We start from the raw sequence: 21,976 nt of genomic DNA, 5'->3' as shown, positions 1-21,976 counted from the left end.
GCTCATTGCCGAATGAATGACCAGGGAGCGGCCCGGCCGCTCCCCGCCAGCCAAATACAAAGGAACTATCGTGGGTAAAATTACCGGCTTCATGGAATTCAAGCGCCAGGACGAACACTATCTGGAGCCTGCCGCGCGCCTGAAGAACTACAAGGAATTCGTGCTGCACCTGTCGGACGCGCAAGCGACGGTGCAGGGCGCGCGCTGCATGGATTGCGGCATTCCCTTCTGCACCACGGGCTGCCCCGTGAATAACATCATTCCCGACTGGAATGACCTCGTGTACCGCGGTAACTACCGCGAAGCGCTCGACGTCTTGCATTCGACGAATAACTTCCCGGAATTTACGGGCCGCATCTGCCCGGCGCCGTGCGAATCGGCCTGTACCCTGGGCATCCACGAAGATCCGGTCGGCATCAAGTCGATCGAGCATAAAATCATCGACATGGGCTGGGAGCACGGCTGGGTCACGCCGCAGCCGGCGGGATTCAGCACGGGCAAGAAAGTGGCCATCGTCGGTTCCGGTCCTGCCGGCCTGGCGGCCGCGCAGCAGCTGGCGCGCGCCGGCCATGCCGTCACCGTGTTTGAAAAGAGCGACCGGGTCGGTGGCTTGCTGCGTTACGGCATCCCCGACTTCAAGATGGAAAAGTCGCACATCGACCTGCGCGTGAAACAGATGGAAGCCGAAGGTGTCGTCTTCCGTACCAGTGTGCTGGTGGGCAAGGATTTCCCTGCCCACGTGAATAACTGGGCCAAGGAAACCATTTTCCCCGAAGACCTGGAAAAAGAATTTGACGCCGTCATCATGGCCGGCGGCGCCGAGCAGCCGCGCGACTTGCCCGTACCGGGCCGCGAACTGAAAGGCGTGCATTTCGCCATGGATTTCCTGCCGCTGCAAAACAAGGTCAACGCGGGCGACAAGCTCAAGGACCAGATCAAGGCGACGGGCAAGCACGTGGTGGTGATCGGCGGCGGCGACACGGGTTCCGACTGCGTCGGCACGTCGAACCGCCATGGCGCCGCCTCGGTGGCCCAGTTCGAACTGATGCCGCAGCCGCCGGAACAGGAAAACAAGCCGCTCGTCTGGCCGTACTGGCCGACCAAGCTGCGTACCTCGTCCTCGCACGAGGAAGGCTGCGAGCGCGACTGGGCCGTGGCCACCAAGCGTTTCGAAGGCAAGGGCGGCAAGGTGGAAAAGCTGATCGCCTGCCGAGTCGAGTGGAAAGACGGCAAGATGAGCGAAGTGCCGAACTCGGAATTCGAGATGAAGGCCGACCTGGTCTTCCTGGCCATGGGTTTTGTTTCACCAGTACAACAAGTGCTGGAAGCGTTCGGCGTCGATACGGACGCGCGCGGCAATGTCAAGGCGACAACGGATGGCGCCGGTTGCTACCAGACCTCGGTGCCGAAAGTCTTTGCGGCCGGCGACATGCGCCGTGGCCAGTCGCTGGTGGTGTGGGCCATCCGCGAAGGGCGCCAGTGCGCGCGCGCCGTCGATGAGTTCCTGATGGGGGCATCGCTGCTGCCGCGCTAAAAAACGAGCAATTGTTCGTTTTTTGCCAGGGCCACGGCGCGGATCGCGACGTGGCTTTTGTTATTTTTACTGGTCAAGTCAACAGGCGTGAACGTCATCGGGCAGGGACGCGATGTGGCGGCTGAATTTCCACTACAATATCTGACTTTCGATTCATTAGTGTTGTATTCTTCCCCTGTCCCGGGCTGTAAGCAGGGGTGTCTCAGCAGAGGTTGGCGTTTCTGCACTACAATACGCCATTAAAATAGTGAGCTTCGTCGTGCCAAATCTTGTTGAGATCCGTGATTTACACTTTGCCTATGGAGAACGTTCGATTTTATCGGGCCTTCAAATGGATTTCCCACGTGGAAAAGTTGTGGCCGTCATGGGTGGCTCCGGCAGTGGCAAGACGACCGTACTGCGCCTGATCGGCGGACAGCTGCGCCCCAGTTCCGGTTCCGTGAATGTGGACGGCCAGATCGTGCATACGCTGGGAACCGACGAGTTATACCAGCTGCGCCGCAAGATGGGCATGCTGTTCCAGCACGGCGCGCTGTTTACCGACTTGACGGCGTTCGAGAATGTGGCGTTCCCGCTGCGCGAACACACGGACTTGAATGAAGAGCTGATCCGCACCCTGGTGCTGATGAAGCTGCACGCCGTGGGACTGCGCAATGCGGCGCAATTGAAGCCGGCCGAGATCTCGGGCGGCATGGGCCGCCGCGTCGCGCTGGCGCGCGCCATCGCGCTCGACCCCGAACTGATCATGTACGACGAGCCGTTCGCCGGCCTGGATCCGATTTCCATGGGCGTGACGGCCAATTTGATCCGCAATCTGAACGATGCGCTGGGTTCCACGTCTATCCTGGTATCGCACGATGTGAAGGAGTGTTTCGCCATCGCTGATTACGTCTATTTTCTGTCATCGGGCAAGATCGTGGCGCACGGCACGCCGGCCGAGATGGCCGTGTCGACGCATCCGTACGTCAAGCAGTTCGTCAATGCCGAGGCCGATGGCCCCGTCCCGTTCCATTATCCGGGCAAGTCGCTGGCCGACGACCTGGGTCTGCAGGCGGGGGGCGGCCGATGATCGCGCGTTTCCTGGCGGCGATCGGAGCGTGGTTGCGTCGTTCGGTACAAGACCTCGGCTTTGCCGTGCGGTCGTTTTTCATCATCATCGCCTCGTCGGGCGGCCTGTGGCGCCGTCCGCGCCTGGTGATTGAGCAACTGTTTTTTATCGGTAACCGCTCGCTGGTGATTACCGCCGTTTCCGGCCTGTTTGTCGGCATGGTGCTGGGTTTGCAAGGCTATTACACCTTGACCACGTATGGCGCCGAGCAGTCGCTGGGCTTGCTGGTGGCGCTGTCCCTGACGCGCGAACTGGGCCCCGTCGTGACAGCGCTGCTGTTCGCCGGCCGCGCCGGCACGTCGCTGACGGCGGAAATCGGCCTGATGAAGGCGGGCGAGCAACTGTCGGCCATGGAAATGATGGCCGTCAACCCGATCCAGCGCGTGCTGGCGCCCCGTTTCTGGGCCGGTGTGATCGCCATGCCGATCCTGGGCGCCATCTTCACGGCCGTCGGCATCATCGGCAGCTACCTGGTCGGCGTGGTGCTGATCGGCGTCGATGAAGGTTCGTTCTGGTCGCAGATGCAAGGCGGCGTGGATGTGTGGAAAGAAGTGGGCAATGGCACCATCAAGAGCCTGGTGTTCGGCATCGCGGTGACCTTCATCGCGCTGTTCCAGGGTTACCAGGCACAGCCGACGCCGGAAGACGTGTCCGGCGCCACCACGCGCACGGTGGTTATTTCGTCGTTGATGGTGTGGTGGCTCGATTTCATGATGACGGCTTTGATGTTTAGCAAGTAATTGCCGATAGGCGACAAAATTATCGGCCTGGGCAGTGTTCTGCGCAGGTGGCGGCAAGTAAAAATTATTTAGGATTGTTTATGCAACGTAAATCTTTGGATGTCTGGGTCGGCTTGTTCGTCTTGCTCGGTGTGGCGGCATTGATGTTTCTGGCGCTCAAGGCCGGCAATATGAGCTCGCTGTCTTTCAGCAAGACGTATACCATTAGTGCGAAGTTCGACAATATTGGCGGCCTCAAGCCGCAGGCGCCCGTCAAGGGCGCTGGCGTGGTGGTGGGCCGGGTCTCGGAAATCGTCTTTGACGACAAGACCTACCAGGCGCTGGTGAAACTCGACATCGAAGATGGCTACAAATTTCCGAAAGACAGCTCGGCCAAGATTTTGACGGCCGGTTTGCTGGGTGAGCAATATATCGGCCTGGAAGCAGGCGGCGATCTGGCGAACCTGGCGGAGGGCGACAAGATCGCCCGTACTCAATCGGCCACAGTGCTGGAAGACCTGATCAATCAGTTCATCTACAGCAAGGCAGCGGAAGGAAAGGACAGCAAATGAGCGAGTCGACCAAACAATCCCAAGGCAGCCTGGCGCGTATCGGCCTGGCCCTGGCCATCGCCGCCAGCGTGAGCGCGTGCGCCACCGGCACCAATCCGCGCGACCCGCTGGAAGGGTACAACCGCGCCATGTTCAAGTTCAACGACACGGTCGACCAGGTAGCCCTGAAGCCGGTCGCCACGGCCTACAAGAAGGTCACGCCATCGTTCGTGCAAACGGGCGTGGGCAACTTCTTCGGCAACTTGTCCGATGTGTGGAGCGCCATGAACAACTTGCTGCAAGGCAAGGGCGAAGCGGGCTTGCAAGACGTCGTGCGCGTCAGCATGAACTCGACTTTCGGTATCTTCGGCCTGATCGACATCGCCTCGCAGGCAGGCATTCCCAAGCATAACGAAGACTTTGGCCAGACCCTGGGCTGGTATGGCGTCCAGTCCGGTCCGTACGTGATGCTGCCGCTGCTGGGCCCATCGACCGTGCGCGACACGGCGGCCCTGCCGCTCGATATCGCGGGCGACCCATGGCGCTACAAGGATCCGGCTTATGTGCGCAATATCGGCACGGTGACGCGCGTGGTTGACAAGCGCGCCGCGCTGCTCGACGCGACCAACCTGATGGAAGCGGCCGCGCTGGACCGTTATGAGTTCATCCGCGACGGCTTCCTGCAGGCGCGCGAAAGCAAGGTGTTCGATGGCGATACGGACCGCCGCGACCGCAAAGTGCCAAAAAACGACACCAGCGATTACGAGCCGGAGTACGAGGCAAAGCCGCAGCCTGCCAATGACGCGCCTGCGGCCACGGCCGCCGCCGATGTGGCGCCAGCGGACCTCGTAACATCTGGTAGCAATACCGTTGCTTCCCAGGCCAGGCCGCAGGAGTAAACTGGACGCAAGAACACCACGGCTGCGATCAACGCCAGCCGGTGCATAGCAACACCATGAAAGGTAAAACCATGAAATTGATGAAACAACTGCTGGCGATGGCCACCATCGCCTTTGCCACCGCCGCCCAGGCCGCCCCCGCTGTCGAAGCGCCGGACGTCCTCGTCAAACGCATCAGCCAGGACGTGATCGACACGGCCAAGGCCGACAAGGCCATCCAGGCTGGCGATATCAAGCGCGTCACCGAATTGGTGGAAAGCAAGATCCTGCCGTACGTGGATTTCCAGCGCATGACGTCGCTGGCCGCCGGCCGCCACTGGCGCGACGCCACGCCCGACCAGCAAAAGCAGCTGGCCGCGGAATTCCGCACCTTGCTGATCTACACGTACTCGGGCGCCCTGTCGCAGATCAAGAACGAAACCGTGGAATTCAAGCCGCTGCGCGCCGACCCGGCCGACACGGAAGTGGAAGTACGTTCGCAAGTGAACGTGGCGCGCGGCGAACCCGTGCCCCTGAACTACCGCGTGGCGAAAACCCCGTCCGGCTGGAAGATCTATGACATCAACGTGCTGGGCGCGTGGCTGGTGGAAACGTACAAAAGCAGCTTTGCCAGCGAGATCAGCAAGGGCGGCATCGATGGCCTGATCAAGACCTTGCAGGCAAAAAACAAGGCCCTGGCCAGCCGTCCCGCTGCCAAAGCCAAATAATCGGCTATCATATAGCTCCTGACCCAGCTCCAGACCAGCGCAGCCCGACGCCATGCCCGACTCTCTCGACACCTTGCAGTCCCTGACTTCCCTGACCGTGCACAATGCCACTTCGGCATTGGAGCAGGGTCTGGACGCCATCCGCTCGGGTCAGACGAAGTTCGACTTGCGCAACGTCAAGGCTGTCGATTCGGCCGCCGTTTCCGTCATGCTGACGTGGCAGCGCGCCGCGCAGGATGCCGGCGCCGTGCTGGAGCTGAAAAATCTGCCGAACAACCTGAAAAACCTCACCAAGCTGTATGGCGTCTGCTCGCTCGTCTCGAGCACGTTGACGGCTGACGACTGCGCCAGCGCCGGCGGCCACGCCGAACGCAGCCCGTCCGACCTGCATCATCATTGATCCTGTCCCACTCCCCGCATCAGCAGTAGCTTTCAAGCCGGCAGGCCAGCAGCGCCGCCGGATTGATCTCCAAGTGTTCCACGAATTTTCCAACTATAATTGACTGTTGCGCCGTCCTCGCCTGAAGGTGGCGCCCTGCACCGGCCTGCCGGCCTCGATGTCTCCGGCAACTGGCGCATCACACCAGACGCATTACACTTGAAACAAGCACATGACCGCAATTCAAATAACGAATGTAGAAAAGAGCTATAAATCGCTCAAGGCGCTGGGCGGCGTGTCGCTGGCCATCGAAGAAGGCGAGTTTTTCGGCCTGCTCGGTCCCAACGGCGCCGGCAAGACCACCCTCATTTCCATCATCGCCGGCCTGATACGCCCCGACGCGGGCACCGTCAAGATCCATGGCCACGACGTGGTCAAGGACTTCCGCAACGCGCGCCGCAACCTGGGCGTGGTGCCGCAGGAACTGGTGTTCGATCCGTTTTTCACCGTGCGCGAAACCCTGCGCCTGCAGTCCGGCTATTTCGGCCTGCCGAACAACGACAAGTGGATCGATGAGGTCATGGAAAACCTCGACCTGACCGGCAAGGCCGACACGAATATGCGCGCGCTGTCCGGCGGCATGAAGCGCCGCGTGCTCGTGGCGCAGGCGCTGGTGCACAAGCCGCCCGTCATCGTGCTCGACGAGCCGACGGCCGGCGTCGACGTGGAACTGCGCCAGACCTTGTGGAAGTTCATCTCGCGCCTGAACCGCGAAGGCGGCCACACGGTCGTCTTGACCACCCACTACCTGGAAGAGGCGCAAGCCATGTGCCAGCGCGTGGCCATGCTGAAGACGGGCAAGGTGGTGGCGCTCGACACCATGTCGGCCCTGATCCGCCGCATCGCCGGCTCGCAGCTGCAGCTGCACCTCAAAAACGGCAGCCTGCCGGACGACCTGCGGCACCTGGTGCTGCATGCGGAAGAACAGCAGGCGCCGAACAAGTTCAGCCTGCGCGTCAACGAATACAGCGAAGTTGAAAAAATCCTCGCCCGCCTGCGCGAAGCGGGCGCCGAGATCGATGAAATGCAATTGCAACAAGCCGACCTGGAAGATATCTTCTTGCAGATCATGGATAAAGGTACCGTATGATTTCGACAGGATTTCGCACCCTCGTCTACAAAGAGACGCTGCGCTTCTGGAAAGTGGCGACGCAAACCGTGGCCGCGCCCGTGCTCACGTCGATGCTGTACCTGCTGGTGTTCGGCCATGTGCTCGACGGCCGCGTCGAGCCGAGTCCCGGCGTCAGCTACACGGCCTTTCTGATTCCCGGCCTGGTGATGATGAGCGTGCTGCAAAACGCGTTCGCCAATTCCTCGTCCTCGCTGATCCAGTCCAAGATCACGGGCAACCTGGTGTTCGTGCTGCTCACTCCCCTGTCGCACTGGGAAATCTTCTCGGCGTATGTACTCGCTTCCGTCGCGCGCGGCCTGGCCGTGGGCTTTGGCGTGTTCGCCATCACGTGCTGGTTCGCCGACCTGTCGTTCGTCGCGCCGCTGTGGATCGTCGTCTTCGCGTTCCTCGGCGCCGCCATGCTGGGCACCATGGGCCTGATCGCCGGCATCTGGGCCGAGAAATTCGACCAGCTGGCCGCCTTCCAGAACTTCCTGATCATGCCGGCCACCTTCTTGTCGGGCGTGTTCTATTCGATCCACTCGCTGCCCGCCTTCTGGCAGACGGTATCGCATTTGAACCCCTTCTTCTACATGATCGACGGCTTCCGCTACGGCTTCTTCGGCGTGTCCGACGTCAGCCCGTGGCTCAGTCTTTCCATCGTCGCCGGCTTCCTCGTGATCCTGGCGCTGGCGTCGATCCGCCTGCTGAAAAGCGGCTACCGACTGCGACACTAATTGCGCCGTTGATTGCGGCATATCACATCACTACATTATTCAATATCAAGGACTTATCGTGACCACCACTCCAGAACTGATCCACGGCTATCTGTCGGCCGGCCTCGAATGCACGCACCTCGAAGTGGAGGGCGATGGCCAGCACTTCCAGGCCGTGATCGTCTCGCCCGCGTTTGCCGGCAAGCGTCTGATCCAGCGCCACCAGATCGTCTACGCGGCGCTGGGCGACCGCATGCGCGAGGAAATCCACGCGCTGTCGATGAAAACCCTGACACCTGAAGAATTCCAAGGATAAGCACATGGACAAGCTCCTCATCAACGGCGGCAACCGCCTGAACGGCGACATCGCCATCTCCGGCGCGAAAAACGCCGCCCTGCCCATCCTGTGCGCGGGTCTCCTGACCGCGGGCGACCTGGACCTGACCAACGTGCCGCACCTGCACGACGTGGCCACGATGTTGAAACTGCTGGGCCAGACGGGCCTGAAAGTGCGGCAGGACGGCGACCGCGTGGTGCTCAACGGCAGCGCTATCGACACCCTGGAAGCGCCGTATGAACTGGTGAAAACCATGCGCGCCTCGATCCTCGTGCTCGGTCCCATGCTGGCGCGCTTCGGCGAAGCCAAGGTGTCGCTGCCGGGCGGCTGCGCCATCGGTTCGCGCCCCGTCGACCAGCACATCAAGGGCCTGGAAGCGCTGGGCGCCGAGATCCGCATCGAGGCGGGCTACATCTACGCCAAGTGCGCCAAGCTCAAAGGCGCGCGCATCGTCACCGACATGATCACCGTCACCGGCACCGAGAATTTGCTGATGGCCGCGACCCTGGCCGAAGGCGAGACCATCCTGGAAAACGCTGCCTGCGAACCGGAAGTGACCGACCTGGCCCACCTGCTGGTGGCCATGGGCGCGAAGATCGACGGCATCGGCACCAGCCGCCTGGTGATCCAGGGCGTGGACGCCCTGCACGGCGCCTCGCACGCGGTGATCGCCGACCGTATCGAAACGGGTACCTTCCTGTGCGCCGTGGCGGCCACCGGCGGCGATATCACCCTGCGCAACGTGCGCACCGATATCCTCGACTCGGCGCTCGACAAGCTGCGCGCCATGGGCCTGACGATGACCTTCGGCGCCGACTGGATCCGCGCCGAGATGTCGGCCCGCCCGAATCCCGTCAGCTTCCGCACGACGGAATACCCGGGCTTCCCGACCGACATGCAGGCGCAGTTCATGGCCGTGAACACGATCGCGAACGGCGCCAGCCGCGTCACCGAGACGATCTTCGAGAACCGCTTCATGCACGTGCAGGAAATGAACCGTTTGGGCGCCGACATCACCATCGAAGGCAACACGGCCATCATCGCGGGCGTCAAGCAGCTGCGCGGCGCGCCCGTGATGGCGACCGACCTGCGCGCGTCGGCGTCGCTGGTGATCGCGGCCCTGGCCGCCGATGGCGAAACGCTGATCGACCGCATCTATCACCTCGACCGCGGTTACGACCGCATGGAAGTGAAGCTGTCGGCCGTCGGCGCGAATATCGTACGCATCAAATAACAAGGAACGAGCATGAACGGATCGAACAACGGTGACAGCTCCCAGCTGATCCTGGCGCTGTCGAAAGGCCGCATTTTTGAGGACACCATGCCGCTGCTGGAAGCGGCCGGCATCAAGGTGCTGGAAAACCCGGAGACCTCGCGCAAGCTGATCTTGGCCACCAACGATCCGAACGTGCGCGTCATCATCGTGCGCGCCAGCGACGTGCCGACCTACGTGCAGTACGGCGCGGCCGATTTCGGCGTGGCGGGCAAGGATGTCTTGCTCGAACATGGCGGCGAAGGCCTGTACCAGCCGATCGACCTGAATATCGCCGCCTGCCGCATGTCGGTGGCGGTGCAGGCCGGTTTTGACTACGAAAAGGCCGTGCACCAGGGCGCGCGATTGCGCGTGGCCACCAAGTTCGTGCACACGGCGCGCGAGCACTTCGCCGCCAAGGGCGTGCACGTCGACCTGATCAAGCTGTATGGCTCGATGGAGCTGGCGCCTTTGGTCGGTTTGTCCGACGCCATCGTCGACCTGGTCAGCACGGGCAGCACCCTGCGCGCGAACAACCTCGTCGAAGTCGAGCACATCATGGAAATTTCGTCGCGCCTGGTGGTCAACCAGGCTGCGCTCAAGCTCAAGCGCGAGCGCTTGCAGCCGATTATCGAGGCGTTTGAACGCGCCTCGCAAGCCTAGACTTATTCAGTAGCAGAAAGCCGATTATGCCGATACAGATACGCAAGCTCGATTCAAGCCAGGATGGTTTCCAACAATCGCTCGACACCTTGCTGGCGTTCGAGGCGGGTACCGATGCAGCGATTGAAACGTCGGTCGCAAAAATCCTGGCCGACGTGAAAACGCGCGGCGACGCCGCCGTACTGGAATACACGAACCGTTTCGACCGCATCCCGCATGGCGGCGCGGCGGAAATGGCGGCCTTCGATATTTCGCAAGCCGAATTGCAGGCGGCCCTGAACGGCTTGCCGTCGGCGCAGCGCGAAGCGCTGCAGATCGCCGCCCAGCGCATCCGCGCCTTCCACGAACGCCAGCGCGAAGAACTGCGCGGCTTTACCTACACCGAGCCTGATGGCACGGTGCTGGGGCAGAAAATCACGCCGCTGGACCGGGTCGGCATCTACGTCCCGGGCGGCAAGGCCGCGTATCCGTCGTCCGTGCTGATGAACGCCATTCCCGCGCACGTGGCGGGCGTGGGCGAAATCATCATGGTGGTGCCGACGCCTGATGGCGTGAAGAACCAGATGGTGCTGGCCGCCGCCGCGATCGCCGGCGTGACGCGCGTGATCACCATCGGCGGTGCGCAAGCCGTCGGCGCGCTGGCGTATGGAACACAGAGCATCACCGCCGTCGATAAAATCGTCGGCCCCGGCAACGCCTACGTGGCCGCCGCCAAGCGCCGCGTATTCGGCATCGTCGGCATCGACATGATCGCCGGGCCTTCCGAAATCCTCGTGCTATGCGATGGCACGACGGACCCGGACTGGGTGGCCATGGACCTGTTTTCCCAGGCCGAGCACGACGAACTGGCGCAGGCGATTCTGCTGTGCCCGGACGCCGCTTACATCGCGCAAGTCGAAGAGAGCATCGCCAAGCTGCTGCCGACGATGCCGCGCCAGGCCACCATCAGCACCTCGCTGGCGGACCGCGGCGCGCTGATCAAGGTGCGCAGCATGGCAGAGGCCTGTGAAATAGCCAATGCCATCGCCGCGGAACACCTGGAAATCTCGGCGGAAAACCCGCAGCAGTGGGCCGAGCAGATCCGCCACGCGGGCGCCATGTTCCTCGGCCGCTTCTCGTCCGAATCGCTGGGCGACTATTGCTGCGGTCCCAATCACGTGCTGCCGACGTCGCGCACGGCGCGCTTTTCGTCGCCGCTGGGCGTGTACGACTTCCAGAAGCGCTCGTCCATCATTCACGTCAGTGAAGCGGGCGCGCAAACCCTGGGCCGTGTCGCCGCCACCCTGGCGTATGGCGAAGGCTTGCAGGCGCACGCGCGCAGCGCCGAACTGCGCCTGAAGCCGCAGCCATGACGAAGTTGGCGGAGCAGCCGGACTGGGTCAACCGGGTCTATTGCGAAGATGCGCTGGCGGGGCTGGCGCGCATTCCCGATGGCTCGGTGGACCTGATCCTGACGGATCCGCCGTACAACCTGGGCAAGGATTACGGCAATGCCTCGGACCAGCAGTCGGTGGCCGACTACCTGCGCTGGACGGAACAGTGGATCGATGCGGCGCTGCCCAAGCTGAAAGCCAACGGCAGCCTGTATATCTTCCTCACCTGGCGCTATTCGCCGGAGATCTTCGTCATGCTGAAACAGCGCATGGCGATGATGAATGAAATCATCTGGGACCGCCGCGTGCCGTCCATGGGCGGCAGCGTGCGCAGCTTTTCATCGGTGCACGACACCATCGGCTTCTTCGTCAAGCGCAAGGATTACTACTTCGACCTTGACGCGGTGCGCATCGCCTACGACGCGGCCACCAAGAAAGCCCGTTCGCGCTCGATCTTCATCGGCGCCAAATGGCTGGAAGTGGGCTACAACCCGAAAGACTTGTGGAGCGTATCGCGCCTGCACAAGGAACACCCGGAACGGGCCGACCACCCGACGCAAAAGCCGCTCGAAATCATCGAGCGCATGGTCAAGGCGTCGTGCCCGCCCGGCGGCGTGGTGCTCGACCTGTTCATGGGCAGCGGCACCACGGCCCTGGCGGCGAAGCGCTGCGGGCGCGATTTCGTCGGCTTCGAATTGAATCCCGACTACTGCGCCATCATCGAACAGCGATTGGCGGCGCTGACGCAGGAGCTGGCAGCACCGCCCGCGACCAAGCCCGCCAAGGCGGCAGCGAAGAAACCGGCGGCGGCCAAAAAGCCGGCCGCCGTGAAGAAACCGCCCGCCGTGAAAAAAGCGCCGGCCCGCAAGGCGCGCAGCGCCGCCGTGCCGGAAGACGTATCCATTTAATTCCATCAGGAGTGTTTGCAGCATGTCTTTCCTCGATCAGTTAATCAGCAACACCGTGCGCGCCGATGTGCGGGCCGTCAAAAGCTACCAGGTAGCCGATGCCAGCGGTTACATCAAACTCGATGCGATGGAAAACCCGTATCCGCTGCCGCCGCATCTGCGCGAGGAACTGGGCGCGCGCCTGGCCGGCGTGGTATTGAACCGCTATCCGCCGTCGTACGCCAGCCTGCAAGCGGCTATCTGCGCCAAGCTCGGCGTGCCCGCCGGCTACGACGTCATGCTGGGCAACGGCTCCGATGAACTGATTTCCATCCTGGCCATGGCGTGCGCGCATCAGGAGCCGGGCAAGCGCGCCGTGCTGCTGGCGCCCGTTCCCGCCTTCGTCATGTATGCACGCTCGGCGCAGTTTGCCGGCATGGATTTCGTCGGCGTGCCTTTGCAGGCCGATTTCAGCCTGGACATGCCGGCCATGCTGGCGGCCATCGAAGAACACCGCCCGGCGCTGGTCTTCCTCGCCTATCCGAACAACCCGACGGGCAACCTGTTTGCCAGCGCCGACATCGAGCGCATCCTCGCGGCGCTCGGCGACACGGGCATCGCCGTCGTCGACGAAGCGTATGAACCGTTCGCGCAGCACAGCTTCATGGGCCGTTTGCCCGAGTTCGAGAACCTGGTGGTGATGCGCACCGTGTCGAAACTGGGCCTGGCCGGCATCCGCCTCGGCTACATGTCGGCCGCGCCGGCCCTGCTGGCGCAATTCGAGAAAGTGCGCCCGCCGTACAATGTGAACGTGCTGACGCAGGCGGCGGCCGAATTCGCGCTCGATCACCTCGACGTGCTCAATGCCCAGGCGGCCCTGCTCAACAGCGCGCGCGACGACCTGGCACTGCGCCTGGCGCAGCTGCCCGGCGTGACGGTATTTCCCTCGAAGGCAAATTTTCTTCTGATTCGTGTGGCTGATTCCGACGATGTTTGCGCAAAACTGCTTGCCCGCCGGGTTTTAATTAAAAATATGAGTAAAATGCATGCTGCGTTGGCCAATTGCCTGCGCATCAGCGTCAGCACCCCGGAAGAAAATTCCCTTTTTTACGATGCCTTCAAGGCATCCCTCGTTTAGCCTACCGCCAGAGCCTCCCATGAACCGCACCGCAGAAATCACGCGCAACACCAATGAGACGCAAGTTCGCGTCGCCCTCAACCTCGATGGCACCGGCCAGCAAAAGCTGAACACTGGCGTGCCCTTCCTCGACCATATGCTGGATCAGATCGCCCGCCACGGCTTGATCGACCTCGATATCGAAGCGACGGGCGACGTGCATATCGACAACCACCATACGGTGGAAGACGTTGGCATCACCTTGGGCATGGCCGTGGCCAAGGCCATTGGCGACAAGAAGGGTATCCGCCGCTACGGCCATGCGTACGTGCCGCTGGACGAGGCGCTGTCGCGCGTGGTGCTCGATTTCTCGGGCCGCCCTGGCATCGAATACCACATCCCGTTTACGCGCGCCATGATCGCCGGCTTCGATGTCGACCTGACCCTGGAATTTTTCCGCGGCTTCGTCAACCATGCGGGCGTGACCTTGCATATCGACAACCTGCGCGGTACGAATGCCCACCATCAATGCGAAACCGTGTTCAAGGCCTTTGGCCGCGCGCTGCGCATGGCTGCCGAGCTCGACGAGCGCGCGGCCGGCATCATTCCATCGACCAAGGGTAGCCTGTAAGCGCCCGCGAACCACTGTAGATTCCGAGATCAAACATGAATAAAATTGTGGTGGTGGATTACGGCATGGGCAATTTGCGCTCGGTGGCGCAAGCGCTGCGTGCCGTGGCGCCCGAAGCCGATGTGCGCATTTCCGGATTGGCGCAAGACATCGACAGCGCCGACCGCATCGTCTTGCCGGGCCAGGGCGCCATGCCCGACTGCATGCGCAGCCTGCGCGAATCGGGCGTGCTCGAAGCGCTGCTGCGCGCCGCCGATAGCAAGCCCGTGCTGGGCGTGTGCATCGGCGAGCAAATGCTGTTCGACGGCAGCGAAGAGGGCGACGCGGCCGGTCTGGGCTTGCTGCCCGGCAAAGTCGTGCGTTTCCAGCTCGACGGCCAAATGCAGGAAGATGGCTCGCGCTTCAAGGTGCCGCAAATGGGCTGGAACCAAGTGCGGCAAACGGCGTCCCATGTCATGTGGGATGGTATCGCCGACAACGCCTATTTTTACTTTGTGCACAGCTATTTTGCTCAACCTCAAGAGGCGTTGCACACGGTGGGCGAGACTGTCTATGGTGCGCCGTTCGCTTGCGCCGTCGCCCGTGATAATATTTTCGCCACACAGTTCCACCCTGAAAAAAGTGCTGCCGCTGGCTTGCAGCTGTACAAGAACTTCGTTCACTGGCAACCTTAACGTTAGCTCTCCGGCTTTTTTTCCGCCTCTCACTCACTTTTAAATCACACTGACCATGCTGCTCATTCCCGCCATCGACCTGAAAGACGGTCACTGCGTACGCCTGAAACAAGGCGATATGGAACTTGCCACCGTATTTTCCGAAGACCCGGCCGACATGGCCCGCCATTGGCTGATGCAAGGCGCGCGCCGGCTGCACCTGGTCGACCTGAACGGCGCCTTTGCCGGTAAGCCGAAGAACGAGGGCGCCGTCAAAGCCATCCTGAAGGCCGTGCAAGATTTCGCCGTGGAAAACGACATCGAGGAAATCCCCGTGCAGCTGGGCGGCGGCATCCGCGACCTCGACACCATCGAGCGCTACCTCGACGCCGGCATCACCTACATCATCATCGGCACGGCGGCCGTGAAAAGCCCCGGCTTCCTGCATGACGCCTGCAGCGCTTTCCCCGGCCACATCATCGTCGGCCTCGATGCCAAGGATGGTAAAGTGGCAACGGATGGCTGGAGCAAGATGTCGGGCCACGAAGTGATCGACCTGGCGAAAAAATTCGAAGCCTACGGCGTCGAATCGATCATCTACACGGACATCGGCCGCGACGGCATGATGGGCGGCATCAATATCGACGCCACCGTCAAGCTGGCGCAAGCCGTCAAGATCCCCGTCATCGCCTCGGGCGGCCTGCACAATATCGGCGACGTGGAAGCGCTGTGCGCGGTTCAGGCCGAAGGCATCGAAGGCGTGATCTGCGGCCGTTCCATCTATGAAGGCACGATCGACCTGGCGCAGGCGCAAGAACGCGCCGACGAACTGACCGACGCCGCCGTTTAAGCCTGCCCGGCCGGGAGCGTGCCTGCGCACGCCCTGGCCTGGCGACAATCTGGATACCATCATGCTTGCAAAACGTATCATCCCCTGCCTCGACGTGACCAATGGCCGCGTCGTCAAAGGCGTCAATTTCACGGAATTGCGCGACGCCGGCGATCCGGTGGAAATCGCCCGCCGCTATGACGAGCAGGGCGCCGATGAAATCACTTTCCTCGACATTACCGCGTCCAGCGACAACCGCGGCCTGATCTTCGACATCATCGAAGCCGTGGCGTCGCAAGTGTTCATTCCGCTGACGGTGGGCGGCGGCGTGCGCGTGGTGGAAGACGTGCGCCGGCTGCTCAATGCGGGCGCCGACAAGGTCAGCATCAACACCTCGGCCGTGACGAATCCCCAGCTCGTGTACGAGGCCTCGCAAAAGCACGGTTCGCAATGCATCGTCGTCGCCATCGACGCCAAGCAGGTGTCGCCCGGCAAGTGGGAAGTGTTTACCCATGGCGGGCGCACTGCCACGGGCCTGGACGCGTTCGAATGGGCGCGTAAAATGGAAAGCTTGGGCGCCGGTGAAATCTTGCTCACCAGCATGGACCGCGACGGCACCAAAGTCGGCTTCGACCTGGGCCTGACGCGCGGCGTGTCCGACGCCGTCAGCATCCCCGTCATCGCCTCGGGCGGCGTGGGCGGCTTGCAGGACCTGGTCGACGGCATCAAGGTGGGCCGCGCGGACGCCGTGCTGGCCGCCAGCATCTTCCACTATGGCCAGCACACGGTGCAGGAAGCCAAGCGTTTCATGGCGCAGCAGGGCATCCCCATGCGCCTGGCGTAAATACAAGCAATAAAATCAGCAGGATAGAAGAACATGCAAAACGGAACCATCGTAGCAAGCAATGCCAAGTGGCTGAAAAAGGTCAAATGGGACGAGCACGGCCTCGTGCCCGTGATCGCGCAGGAAGCGGGCAGCAACGACGTGCTGATGTTCGCCTGGATGAACCGCGATGCGCTGGCGCGCACGGTGGAGCTGGGCGAAGCCGTATACTGGAGCCGTTCGCGCAAGAAACTGTGGCACAAGGGCGAAGAGTCGGGCCACACGCAAAAGGTGCTGGAAATCCGCCTCGATTGCGACGAAGACGTGGTCTTGCTGAAAATCGAGCAGGCGGGCGGCATCGCCTGCCATACGGGCCGCCATTCGTGTTTCTTCCAGAAATTCGAAGGCGACGAAAAAACGGGCGAATGGCAAGTCACCGACCCCGTCCTGAAAGACCCTGAGACGATTTACGCGGAAAGCAAGAGCAAATGAGCGAAACCCTGAAGCGCCTGGCCGCCGTGATCGAATCGCGCAAGCTGGCCAATGGCGGCGACCCGGCCACGTCGTATGTCGCGCGCCTGTTTGCCAAGGGCGATGACGCGATTTTGAAAAAAATCGGCGAAGAGGCCACGGAAACCGTGATGGCCGCCAAAGATGCGCGCCGCGACAACGACCCGTCGAAGGTGCTGTATGAATGCGCCGACCTGTGGTTCCACTCGCTGGTGATGCTGGCGCAGTTCGACCTGACGCCGCAGCAGGTACTCGACGAGCTGGCGCGCCGCGAAGGCCTGTCCGGCCTGGAAGAAAAGGCGGCACGCAAGGATGAGCTGCGCGACGCCGGCGAAACAGACAAACACTGACCTACTGGAGCATGCGTGGATAACTGTATTTTCTGCAAGATTGCCGCAAAACAAATTCCCTCGAGCATCGTGTATGAAGACGAGGACTTGCTGGCCTTCAAGGATATCAATCCGGCCGCCCCCGTGCATCTGCTGCTGATCCCGAAGCGCCACGTGGCCAGCCTGTCCGATTGCGACGACAGCCATACGGACATGCTGGGCAAGCTGCTGCGCCTGGCGCCGAAACTTGCTGCCGAGTTCGGTTGCGCCGTCACGTATGAAGCCGATGGCGCGCCCGCCGGCGGCTTCAAGACCATGATCAACAGCGGCCCGAACGGCGGGCAAGAGGTGTATCACCTGCACATGCATGTGTACGGCGGTCCCCGTCCCTGGCGCGGTCAACACTGATTTCGCTGCGCGCCGGGTTCACGTGTATACTACCGGCATTGGTTGACGCTATTCGGGCACCGTCCCGCAAGGAGAATGTGATGGGTTCATTGAGTATTTGGCACTGGGTGATCGTTCTGGTCATTGTGATGCTGGTCTTCGGCACCAAGAAACTGGGCAATATCGGCGGTGATATCGGCAAGGCCGTCAAAGGCTTCAAGGATGGCGTCAAGGGCGAAGATGACGCCCCGGCAGCCAATACCCCTCCTGCTGCGCCATCGCAAGTGGCCGACAAAAGCACCATCGACGTCGAGACGAAAGAGAAAAGCAAGTCCTGATAGCGTGGCGGGGCGCTTGCCTCGTCCGGTAACGGCCCTTGTCCGCTTATGATCGATCTCGGTCTCTCTAAAATCGCCATCATCGGCGTGGTTGCGTTGATAGTTATCGGCCCTGAAAAGTTGCCGAGAGTGGCGCGCATGGCCGGTACCCTGTATGGCCGCGCGCAACGCTACCTGAACCAGGTGAAATCCGAAGTCTCGCGCGAAATTGAAATGGAAGAGCTGAAAAACCTGCAGAAGGAAGTGCAGGATGCGGCCCATTCCGTCAAGCAAAGCGTGGAGAAATCCATGCATGGCGTGGAAAATTCGATCTCCGGCAACCTGGCCGAGGTGGAAAACGCCTGGCGTGGCGATTCGAGTTCGTATGATGAGCATCACGATGCCCATGAAGCCATGCTGCGCGCCACCAATGAAGACCTGGCTCGCAAGGCGCGCGAATTCCGTCGCAAGAAGCTGGTGCGCAATTCCGCCATCCCTGGCTGGTACAAGCAGCGCCATGGCGGCAAGCTGCACGTGCAGTCGGCCGCCGCTCGCGTGGCGCGCTTCCGTCCGCGCACCAGTTCCTCCTCCTTTTACTCATGAGTAGCAAATCCCCGGTGGAAGAAACTTTTATCTCGCATCTGGTCGAGCTGCGCAACCGCCTGGTCAAGGCGTCGATCGGCATCGCCGTCGTCTGCGCCGTGCTGTTCTATTGGCCCGGCCCCTCGCAGATCTACGATTTTATCGCGGCGCCGATGATCGCCTCGCTGCCGGCCGGCTCGAAAATGATCGCCACCGGCGTCATTTCACCGTTCCTCGTACCGATGAAAGTGACCCTGGTGATCGCCTTCATCGTCGCCTTGCCCTGGGTGCTGTACCAGATGTGGGCGTTTATCGCCCCCGGCCTGTACACGCATGAAAAGCGCCTGATCGCACCGCTGGTCATCTCGTCTTCCCTGCTGTTCATGGCCGGCGTGGCCTTCTGTTATTTCTTTGTGTTTGGCCGCGTCTTCCACTTCATCAGCGACTTTTCGCCATCGTCGATCGCGGTGACGCCCGATATCGAAAATTACCTCGATTTCGTCATGTCGATGTGCCTGGCCTTTGGCGCCACGTTCGAAGTGCCCGTGGTGGTGGTGATCCTCGTGCGCATGGGGCTGGTTAGCATCGCGAAACTCAAGGAAGTGCGTCCCTACATCATCGTCGGCGCCTTCGTGATTGCCGCCATCGTCACGCCGCCGGACGTCGTCAGCCAGTTCTCGCTGGCCATCCCGATGTGCCTGCTGTTCGAGCTGGGCCTGCTGGTAGCGCCCATCTTCGTCAAGGCCACGCAAGCGCCGGAAGAAGTGTCCTAGACGATTGACTACACGTACAGGCAAAAGCCGCTGACCTCCTTCGGGAGCAGCGGCTTTTTTATCGTCCGGAAAGTTGGTGGGTGCTTACTGCAGCATCAGTTTGCTGAGGATGCCCAGATTGAGCAGGATCAGGGTGCTCATCATCCAGTACACGTGTTTCATGTCCGCGCCATGGCGCAAGTCCAGGCGTTCCAGGCGGGCGTCGAATTTGTGCTCGAATGCGTCAAATTTGGCGTCGAATTTGTGTTCCAAGGCGTCTAATTTGGTATCGACTTTGTGCTCCAGCGCATCGATCCTCGTATCGAGTTTCAGGTCCAGTGCATCGATCCGGGTATCGAGTCTGAGCTCCAGTGCATCGATCTTCAACTCCAGCGCGCCCACCTTGGTATCGACGTTGTGCGACACCAGCTTGATTTCCCCCAGCAGATTGCGCTCGAGCGCCGCCAGTTCGCCATGCACGACGACGGCCGAACCCAGTACGTCGCCCAGCGCCGTCGCATGGGCTTCCGCCTGCTGCGTGGGCACGCCGGCCGAGGCAAGGCGTTTGGCGTAATCGAGGGTGTCGAACTGGATGGGCATATGCATGGACGCTCCTGTATCCAGCCTAGCAGGAAAATCGGCAATTGCCAGTGAGGAGTGCGGTGGCGCCTGCCTTCCCGTCAGCGTAATGGACAGGCACGCCGGCGGTTTGCGGTGGCGCAAACGCATGCAAAAAGGGCGCCGGGGCGCCCTTTGCAAGGAGAGGATGCGTACAAGTTAATTCATCAGTTCCTTGATGACTTTCACGGGCGCGCTGCCGTAGCTGAGGAATTGCTCGTGGAAATCCTTCAGCACGAATTTGCTGCCCAGCGCTTGCTTGCGCTGTTCGCGCAAGTCCATGATTTCGCTGTAGCCGCTGAAATAGCTGGTCAGTTGCACCGAGCTCAGCTGCACACGGCGCCATTTTTCCTTCGCTTCACGCTGGGTCTGGAAAGCCTGGCGCGTCAGCAGGTCGAGCGCTTGCGCTTCCGTCATGCCCAGCACGTGCACGCTGTAGTCGAGGATGGTGTTGGTGACGCTGCGCAAGTTCCACTTCGAATACATCAGCCACATTTCCGGCGCGTTGTTGCCATAACCCGATTCGAGCATCATGCGCTCGCCATACACGGCCCAGCCTTCGATCATGGCGCCGTTGCCGAAGATGGACTTGACCAGGGACGGCGATTTGTTGGCATACACGAGCTGCGTGTAATGGCCGGGGATGGCTTCATGGATGTTCAGGATCTGCAAGATCCAGTGGTTGTATTCGCGCAAGCTGCTTTCCGCCTGTTCCGGCGTTTCGCCATCGAGCGGCGTCACGTTGTAATAGGTACGGTCTTGCGGGCGGTACGGGCCGGGCGCCTCGATGCTGGCGCCGGCCACGCCGCGCTGGTAAGCGGGCGTTTCACGCACGACGAGGGGCTTTTTCGGGTCCATCGTCAGCAGGTTGTGGCTGGTCACCCATTCCTGCAATTCCGGGATCTGGCGGCGGATTTCCGGCACGAAATCGGCGGCCGCCACGTGGTTGCTCGACAGCTTGTCGATCACCATGCCGATCTTTGCCGTGCGGTCCGCCGGCTTGGCCGTGGCGCCCATGGTTTTCACCCACAGCTCGTCGGACAGGCTATCCATGTGCTCGAGCAGCTTTTCGCGCGCGGCCAGGGCTTTCTGGTACATCTGCTCGGCGCTTACGCTGGCCTGGATATCGTAGGCGAATTTCTGTTCGTACAAATCCTTGCCGATGCGGAAGGAGCGCGCATTGCCGTTCTGCGCCAGCGCCGCATCCTGTTCCGTCAGCCAGGCCGCATAGCCTTGCACGGCCGTGCGGGCCGCAGCGATGCGCGCGTTGTACAGCTGCTTTTCCGCCGGCGTCAGGATGGAACCCTGTGCCGTCTTGTTCAGGTCGTCAAGCACGCTGAGCACGCCTGCGCTCTGGGCAATGGCCAGCTGCGTGTGTTCGCGCGTGGGATTGACGATGCTGGCGCGCGCGGCCGCATAGTATTGCGGCACGGTGGCGATGCGCTTGAGCAAGGTGCGCAGGCGCTGCGGCTGGGCCGCGTATTCCGTGTTCAGGATGAAGTCGATGGAACCGGCCACGTTGTACTGGGCGGGATTCCATTCGAATTCGCGGAAGGTGGTCAGATACCAGCGGTCCGATTGCAGTTTATTGGTCAGCAAGGCCAGGTCAGTACGTTGCTTGTCCGACATTTTGCCGGCATTGAGCTTGCCGAACTTGCCCAGCCATTCTTCGATGAAGGCCAGTTGCTTCTGGCGGCTGGCCGCGTCGGGAATGCTCAGGTTGGCGGCACCATCGTACTTGCCGACGGAAATCGCGCTTTCCGGGTCCAGGCGCCACAGGGCCGTGAGGAACTGGCCGCTCAGGTTATTCATTGAGCGGTCGCTGCTGTTCTCGCTGGCGACGGCCGCGACCGTGGCTGCCGTGGCCGCCGTGACGACGGCCGCTTTCTTGGCGACGGTTTTCTTCTTGCTGCTGCTGGTGCTGGCCTTGCCGTTTTTCTGCGGCTTCTTGGCGGCGCTGGCCGGTGTCAGGGTAAAGGCCATCATCAATGCGGCGAGCGCAACTTTATTTTTTATCAGCATAGTTTATCTCTTGAATATTTTGTCGTTTGCCATCATCAGGAAATAATAAACTGATAATATAAGTAACAAACAACTATTGAAAGGTTGGCCTTGCTTGCCTGGGCGGCCCA

27 protein-coding genes are annotated in these 21,976 nt (G+C 61.5%); 25 read left to right on the top strand and 2 right to left on the bottom strand.

The genetic code is table 11. The features are described from left to right. Positions 1 to 70: 70 nt before the first annotated feature. The 25 genes from KO538_RS19415 (at position 71) to tatC (ending at position 19,247) form a co-directional block, all read left to right on the top strand. Positions 71 to 1,534 carry a glutamate synthase subunit beta gene (locus KO538_RS19415; protein ID WP_072457449.1) on the top strand — a complete coding sequence of 488 codons (1,464 nt, stop codon included), beginning with the start codon at positions 71 to 73 and terminating at the stop codon, positions 1,532 to 1,534. Positions 1,535 to 1,793: 259 nt separating this feature from the next. After that, the gene (locus KO538_RS19410) at positions 1,794 to 2,603 is read left to right on the top strand and encodes an ABC transporter ATP-binding protein (protein ID WP_034753922.1); all 810 of its coding nucleotides are present in this window, start codon (positions 1,794 to 1,796) and stop codon (positions 2,601 to 2,603) included. Next, complete coding sequence (mlaE, locus tag KO538_RS19405) at positions 2,600 to 3,382, top strand: lipid asymmetry maintenance ABC transporter permease subunit MlaE (protein WP_034753807.1); 783 nt, start codon at positions 2,600 to 2,602, stop codon at positions 3,380 to 3,382. Before KO538_RS19410 ends, mlaE begins: the two co-directional genes overlap by 4 nt. Before the next feature lie 80 nt (positions 3,383 to 3,462). After that, positions 3,463 to 3,933 (top strand): outer membrane lipid asymmetry maintenance protein MlaD, encoded by a 471-nt coding sequence (mlaD, locus tag KO538_RS19400; protein ID WP_034753810.1) that lies wholly within the window; start codon positions 3,463 to 3,465, stop codon positions 3,931 to 3,933. After that, complete coding sequence (locus KO538_RS19395) at positions 3,930 to 4,811, top strand: VacJ family lipoprotein (protein WP_070303723.1); 882 nt, start codon at positions 3,930 to 3,932, stop codon at positions 4,809 to 4,811. The genes mlaD and KO538_RS19395 overlap by 4 nt, the downstream gene beginning before the upstream one ends. Before the next feature lie 71 nt (positions 4,812 to 4,882). Further along, on the top strand, positions 4,883 to 5,518 hold the full coding sequence (locus KO538_RS19390; RefSeq protein WP_034753816.1) for a phospholipid-binding protein MlaC: 636 nt from the start codon (positions 4,883 to 4,885) through the stop codon (positions 5,516 to 5,518). A gap of 52 nt (positions 5,519 to 5,570) precedes the next feature. Further along, positions 5,571 to 5,918, top strand: a complete 348-nt coding sequence (locus KO538_RS19385) for a lipid asymmetry maintenance protein MlaB (protein WP_034753819.1) — start codon at positions 5,571 to 5,573, stop codon at positions 5,916 to 5,918. A gap of 211 nt (positions 5,919 to 6,129) precedes the next feature. Further along, complete coding sequence (locus KO538_RS19380) at positions 6,130 to 7,047, top strand: ABC transporter ATP-binding protein (RefSeq protein WP_070303724.1); 918 nt, start codon at positions 6,130 to 6,132, stop codon at positions 7,045 to 7,047. Further along, the gene (locus KO538_RS19375; RefSeq protein WP_034753822.1) at positions 7,044 to 7,805 is read left to right on the top strand and encodes an ABC transporter permease; all 762 of its coding nucleotides are present in this window, start codon (positions 7,044 to 7,046) and stop codon (positions 7,803 to 7,805) included. The genes KO538_RS19380 and KO538_RS19375 overlap by 4 nt, the downstream gene beginning before the upstream one ends. Before the next feature lie 58 nt (positions 7,806 to 7,863). Next, the gene (locus KO538_RS19370) at positions 7,864 to 8,100 is read left to right on the top strand and encodes a BolA family protein (RefSeq protein ID WP_034753824.1); all 237 of its coding nucleotides are present in this window, start codon (positions 7,864 to 7,866) and stop codon (positions 8,098 to 8,100) included. A gap of 4 nt (positions 8,101 to 8,104) precedes the next feature. Further along, positions 8,105 to 9,355, top strand: coding sequence for a UDP-N-acetylglucosamine 1-carboxyvinyltransferase (murA, locus tag KO538_RS19365; protein ID WP_034753826.1), 1,251 nt, complete (start codon positions 8,105 to 8,107; stop codon positions 9,353 to 9,355). Positions 9,356 to 9,367: 12 nt separating this feature from the next. Next, the gene (gene hisG, locus KO538_RS19360; RefSeq protein ID WP_034753828.1) at positions 9,368 to 10,036 is read left to right on the top strand and encodes an ATP phosphoribosyltransferase; all 669 of its coding nucleotides are present in this window, start codon (positions 9,368 to 9,370) and stop codon (positions 10,034 to 10,036) included. Positions 10,037 to 10,062: 26 nt separating this feature from the next. After that, positions 10,063 to 11,388, top strand: coding sequence for a histidinol dehydrogenase (gene hisD, locus KO538_RS19355; protein ID WP_219329348.1), 1,326 nt, complete (start codon positions 10,063 to 10,065; stop codon positions 11,386 to 11,388). Further along, positions 11,385 to 12,317: a site-specific DNA-methyltransferase gene (locus tag KO538_RS19350; protein WP_219329347.1), complete on the top strand. Its 933-nt coding sequence runs from the start codon at positions 11,385 to 11,387 to the stop codon at positions 12,315 to 12,317. Before hisD ends, KO538_RS19350 begins: the two co-directional genes overlap by 4 nt. A 22-nt stretch (positions 12,318 to 12,339) precedes the next feature. Next, complete coding sequence (hisC, locus tag KO538_RS19345) at positions 12,340 to 13,434, top strand: histidinol-phosphate transaminase (RefSeq protein WP_219329346.1); 1,095 nt, start codon at positions 12,340 to 12,342, stop codon at positions 13,432 to 13,434. A gap of 19 nt (positions 13,435 to 13,453) precedes the next feature. Further along, positions 13,454 to 14,044, top strand: a complete 591-nt coding sequence (gene hisB, locus KO538_RS19340) for an imidazoleglycerol-phosphate dehydratase HisB (RefSeq protein WP_010402123.1) — start codon at positions 13,454 to 13,456, stop codon at positions 14,042 to 14,044. Between the two features lie 35 nt (positions 14,045 to 14,079). After that, positions 14,080 to 14,718 (top strand): imidazole glycerol phosphate synthase subunit HisH, encoded by a 639-nt coding sequence (gene hisH, locus KO538_RS19335; RefSeq protein ID WP_219329345.1) that lies wholly within the window; start codon positions 14,080 to 14,082, stop codon positions 14,716 to 14,718. A gap of 55 nt (positions 14,719 to 14,773) precedes the next feature. Then, positions 14,774 to 15,547 (top strand): 1-(5-phosphoribosyl)-5-[(5-phosphoribosylamino)methylideneamino]imidazole-4-carboxamide isomerase, encoded by a 774-nt coding sequence (gene hisA, locus KO538_RS19330; RefSeq protein WP_034753842.1) that lies wholly within the window; start codon positions 14,774 to 14,776, stop codon positions 15,545 to 15,547. Positions 15,548 to 15,608: 61 nt separating this feature from the next. Then, positions 15,609 to 16,370, top strand: a complete 762-nt coding sequence (hisF, locus tag KO538_RS19325) for an imidazole glycerol phosphate synthase subunit HisF (RefSeq protein ID WP_034753845.1) — start codon at positions 15,609 to 15,611, stop codon at positions 16,368 to 16,370. 33 nt (positions 16,371 to 16,403) lie between these two features. Continuing rightward, positions 16,404 to 16,841: a phosphoribosyl-AMP cyclohydrolase gene (gene hisI / locus KO538_RS19320; protein ID WP_034753847.1), complete on the top strand. Its 438-nt coding sequence runs from the start codon at positions 16,404 to 16,406 to the stop codon at positions 16,839 to 16,841. After that, positions 16,838 to 17,209, top strand: coding sequence for a phosphoribosyl-ATP diphosphatase (locus KO538_RS19315; protein WP_034753849.1), 372 nt, complete (start codon positions 16,838 to 16,840; stop codon positions 17,207 to 17,209). The genes hisI and KO538_RS19315 overlap by 4 nt, the downstream gene beginning before the upstream one ends. Before the next feature lie 15 nt (positions 17,210 to 17,224). After that, positions 17,225 to 17,596 carry a histidine triad nucleotide-binding protein gene (locus KO538_RS19310; RefSeq protein ID WP_034753851.1) on the top strand — a complete coding sequence of 124 codons (372 nt, stop codon included), beginning with the start codon at positions 17,225 to 17,227 and terminating at the stop codon, positions 17,594 to 17,596. 80 nt (positions 17,597 to 17,676) lie between these two features. After that, positions 17,677 to 17,913, top strand: coding sequence for a Sec-independent protein translocase subunit TatA (gene tatA / locus KO538_RS19305; protein WP_034753854.1), 237 nt, complete (start codon positions 17,677 to 17,679; stop codon positions 17,911 to 17,913). Positions 17,914 to 17,961: 48 nt separating this feature from the next. Further along, positions 17,962 to 18,495 (top strand): Sec-independent protein translocase protein TatB, encoded by a 534-nt coding sequence (tatB, locus tag KO538_RS19300; protein WP_034753856.1) that lies wholly within the window; start codon positions 17,962 to 17,964, stop codon positions 18,493 to 18,495. Further along, on the top strand, positions 18,492 to 19,247 hold the full coding sequence (gene tatC, locus KO538_RS19295) for a twin-arginine translocase subunit TatC (protein ID WP_219329344.1): 756 nt from the start codon (positions 18,492 to 18,494) through the stop codon (positions 19,245 to 19,247). The genes tatB and tatC overlap by 4 nt, the downstream gene beginning before the upstream one ends. Before the next feature lie 84 nt (positions 19,248 to 19,331). Here the strand turns inward: tatC and KO538_RS19290 are convergent, their stop codons facing one another. Then, on the bottom strand, positions 19,332 to 19,832 hold the full coding sequence (locus KO538_RS19290; RefSeq protein ID WP_219329343.1) for a hypothetical protein: 501 nt from the start codon (positions 19,830 to 19,832) through the stop codon (positions 19,332 to 19,334). Positions 19,833 to 20,003: 171 nt separating this feature from the next. Then, positions 20,004 to 21,863, bottom strand: coding sequence for a DUF885 domain-containing protein (locus KO538_RS19285; RefSeq protein WP_139092056.1), 1,860 nt, complete (start codon positions 21,861 to 21,863; stop codon positions 20,004 to 20,006). Between the last annotated feature and the right edge of the window lie 113 nt (positions 21,864 to 21,976).

It is taken from the genome of Janthinobacterium sp. NKUCC08_JDC (genome assembly GCF_019345575.1).
Taxonomy (GTDB): Bacteria; Pseudomonadota; Gammaproteobacteria; order Burkholderiales; family Burkholderiaceae_D; genus Janthinobacterium; species Janthinobacterium aestuarii.
This window is presented reverse-complemented; position numbering and strand designations above follow the sequence as displayed.

What these genes read in the sequence shown, in the direction of transcription:
- mlaE (WP_034753807.1), top strand. Translation starts at nt 2,600, where the DNA reads ATGATCGCGCGTTTCCTGGCGGCGATCGGAGCGTGGTTGCGTCGTTCG.
- mlaD (WP_034753810.1), top strand. Translation starts at nt 3,463, where the DNA reads ATGCAACGTAAATCTTTGGATGTCTGGGTCGGCTTGTTCGTCTTGCTC.
- KO538_RS19395 (WP_070303723.1), top strand. Translation starts at nt 3,930, where the DNA reads ATGAGCGAGTCGACCAAACAATCCCAAGGCAGCCTGGCGCGTATCGGC.
- KO538_RS19390 (WP_034753816.1), top strand. Translation starts at nt 4,883, where the DNA reads ATGAAATTGATGAAACAACTGCTGGCGATGGCCACCATCGCCTTTGCC.
- KO538_RS19385 (WP_034753819.1), top strand. Translation starts at nt 5,571, where the DNA reads ATGCCCGACTCTCTCGACACCTTGCAGTCCCTGACTTCCCTGACCGTG.
- KO538_RS19380 (WP_070303724.1), top strand. Translation starts at nt 6,130, where the DNA reads ATGACCGCAATTCAAATAACGAATGTAGAAAAGAGCTATAAATCGCTC.
- KO538_RS19375 (WP_034753822.1), top strand. Translation starts at nt 7,044, where the DNA reads ATGATTTCGACAGGATTTCGCACCCTCGTCTACAAAGAGACGCTGCGC.
- murA (WP_034753826.1), top strand. Translation starts at nt 8,105, where the DNA reads ATGGACAAGCTCCTCATCAACGGCGGCAACCGCCTGAACGGCGACATC.
- hisG (WP_034753828.1), top strand. Translation starts at nt 9,368, where the DNA reads ATGAACGGATCGAACAACGGTGACAGCTCCCAGCTGATCCTGGCGCTG.
- hisD (WP_219329348.1), top strand. Translation starts at nt 10,063, where the DNA reads ATGCCGATACAGATACGCAAGCTCGATTCAAGCCAGGATGGTTTCCAA.
- KO538_RS19350 (WP_219329347.1), top strand. Translation starts at nt 11,385, where the DNA reads ATGACGAAGTTGGCGGAGCAGCCGGACTGGGTCAACCGGGTCTATTGC.
- hisC (WP_219329346.1), top strand. Translation starts at nt 12,340, where the DNA reads ATGTCTTTCCTCGATCAGTTAATCAGCAACACCGTGCGCGCCGATGTG.
- hisB (WP_010402123.1), top strand. Translation starts at nt 13,454, where the DNA reads ATGAACCGCACCGCAGAAATCACGCGCAACACCAATGAGACGCAAGTT.
- hisH (WP_219329345.1), top strand. Translation starts at nt 14,080, where the DNA reads ATGAATAAAATTGTGGTGGTGGATTACGGCATGGGCAATTTGCGCTCG.
- hisA (WP_034753842.1), top strand. Translation starts at nt 14,774, where the DNA reads ATGCTGCTCATTCCCGCCATCGACCTGAAAGACGGTCACTGCGTACGC.
- hisF (WP_034753845.1), top strand. Translation starts at nt 15,609, where the DNA reads ATGCTTGCAAAACGTATCATCCCCTGCCTCGACGTGACCAATGGCCGC.
- hisI (WP_034753847.1), top strand. Translation starts at nt 16,404, where the DNA reads ATGCAAAACGGAACCATCGTAGCAAGCAATGCCAAGTGGCTGAAAAAG.
- KO538_RS19315 (WP_034753849.1), top strand. Translation starts at nt 16,838, where the DNA reads ATGAGCGAAACCCTGAAGCGCCTGGCCGCCGTGATCGAATCGCGCAAG.
- tatA (WP_034753854.1), top strand. Translation starts at nt 17,677, where the DNA reads ATGGGTTCATTGAGTATTTGGCACTGGGTGATCGTTCTGGTCATTGTG.
- tatB (WP_034753856.1), top strand. Translation starts at nt 17,962, where the DNA reads ATGATCGATCTCGGTCTCTCTAAAATCGCCATCATCGGCGTGGTTGCG.
- tatC (WP_219329344.1), top strand. Translation starts at nt 18,492, where the DNA reads ATGAGTAGCAAATCCCCGGTGGAAGAAACTTTTATCTCGCATCTGGTC.
- KO538_RS19290 (WP_219329343.1), bottom strand. Translation starts at nt 19,832, where the DNA reads ATGCATATGCCCATCCAGTTCGACACCCTCGATTACGCCAAACGCCTT.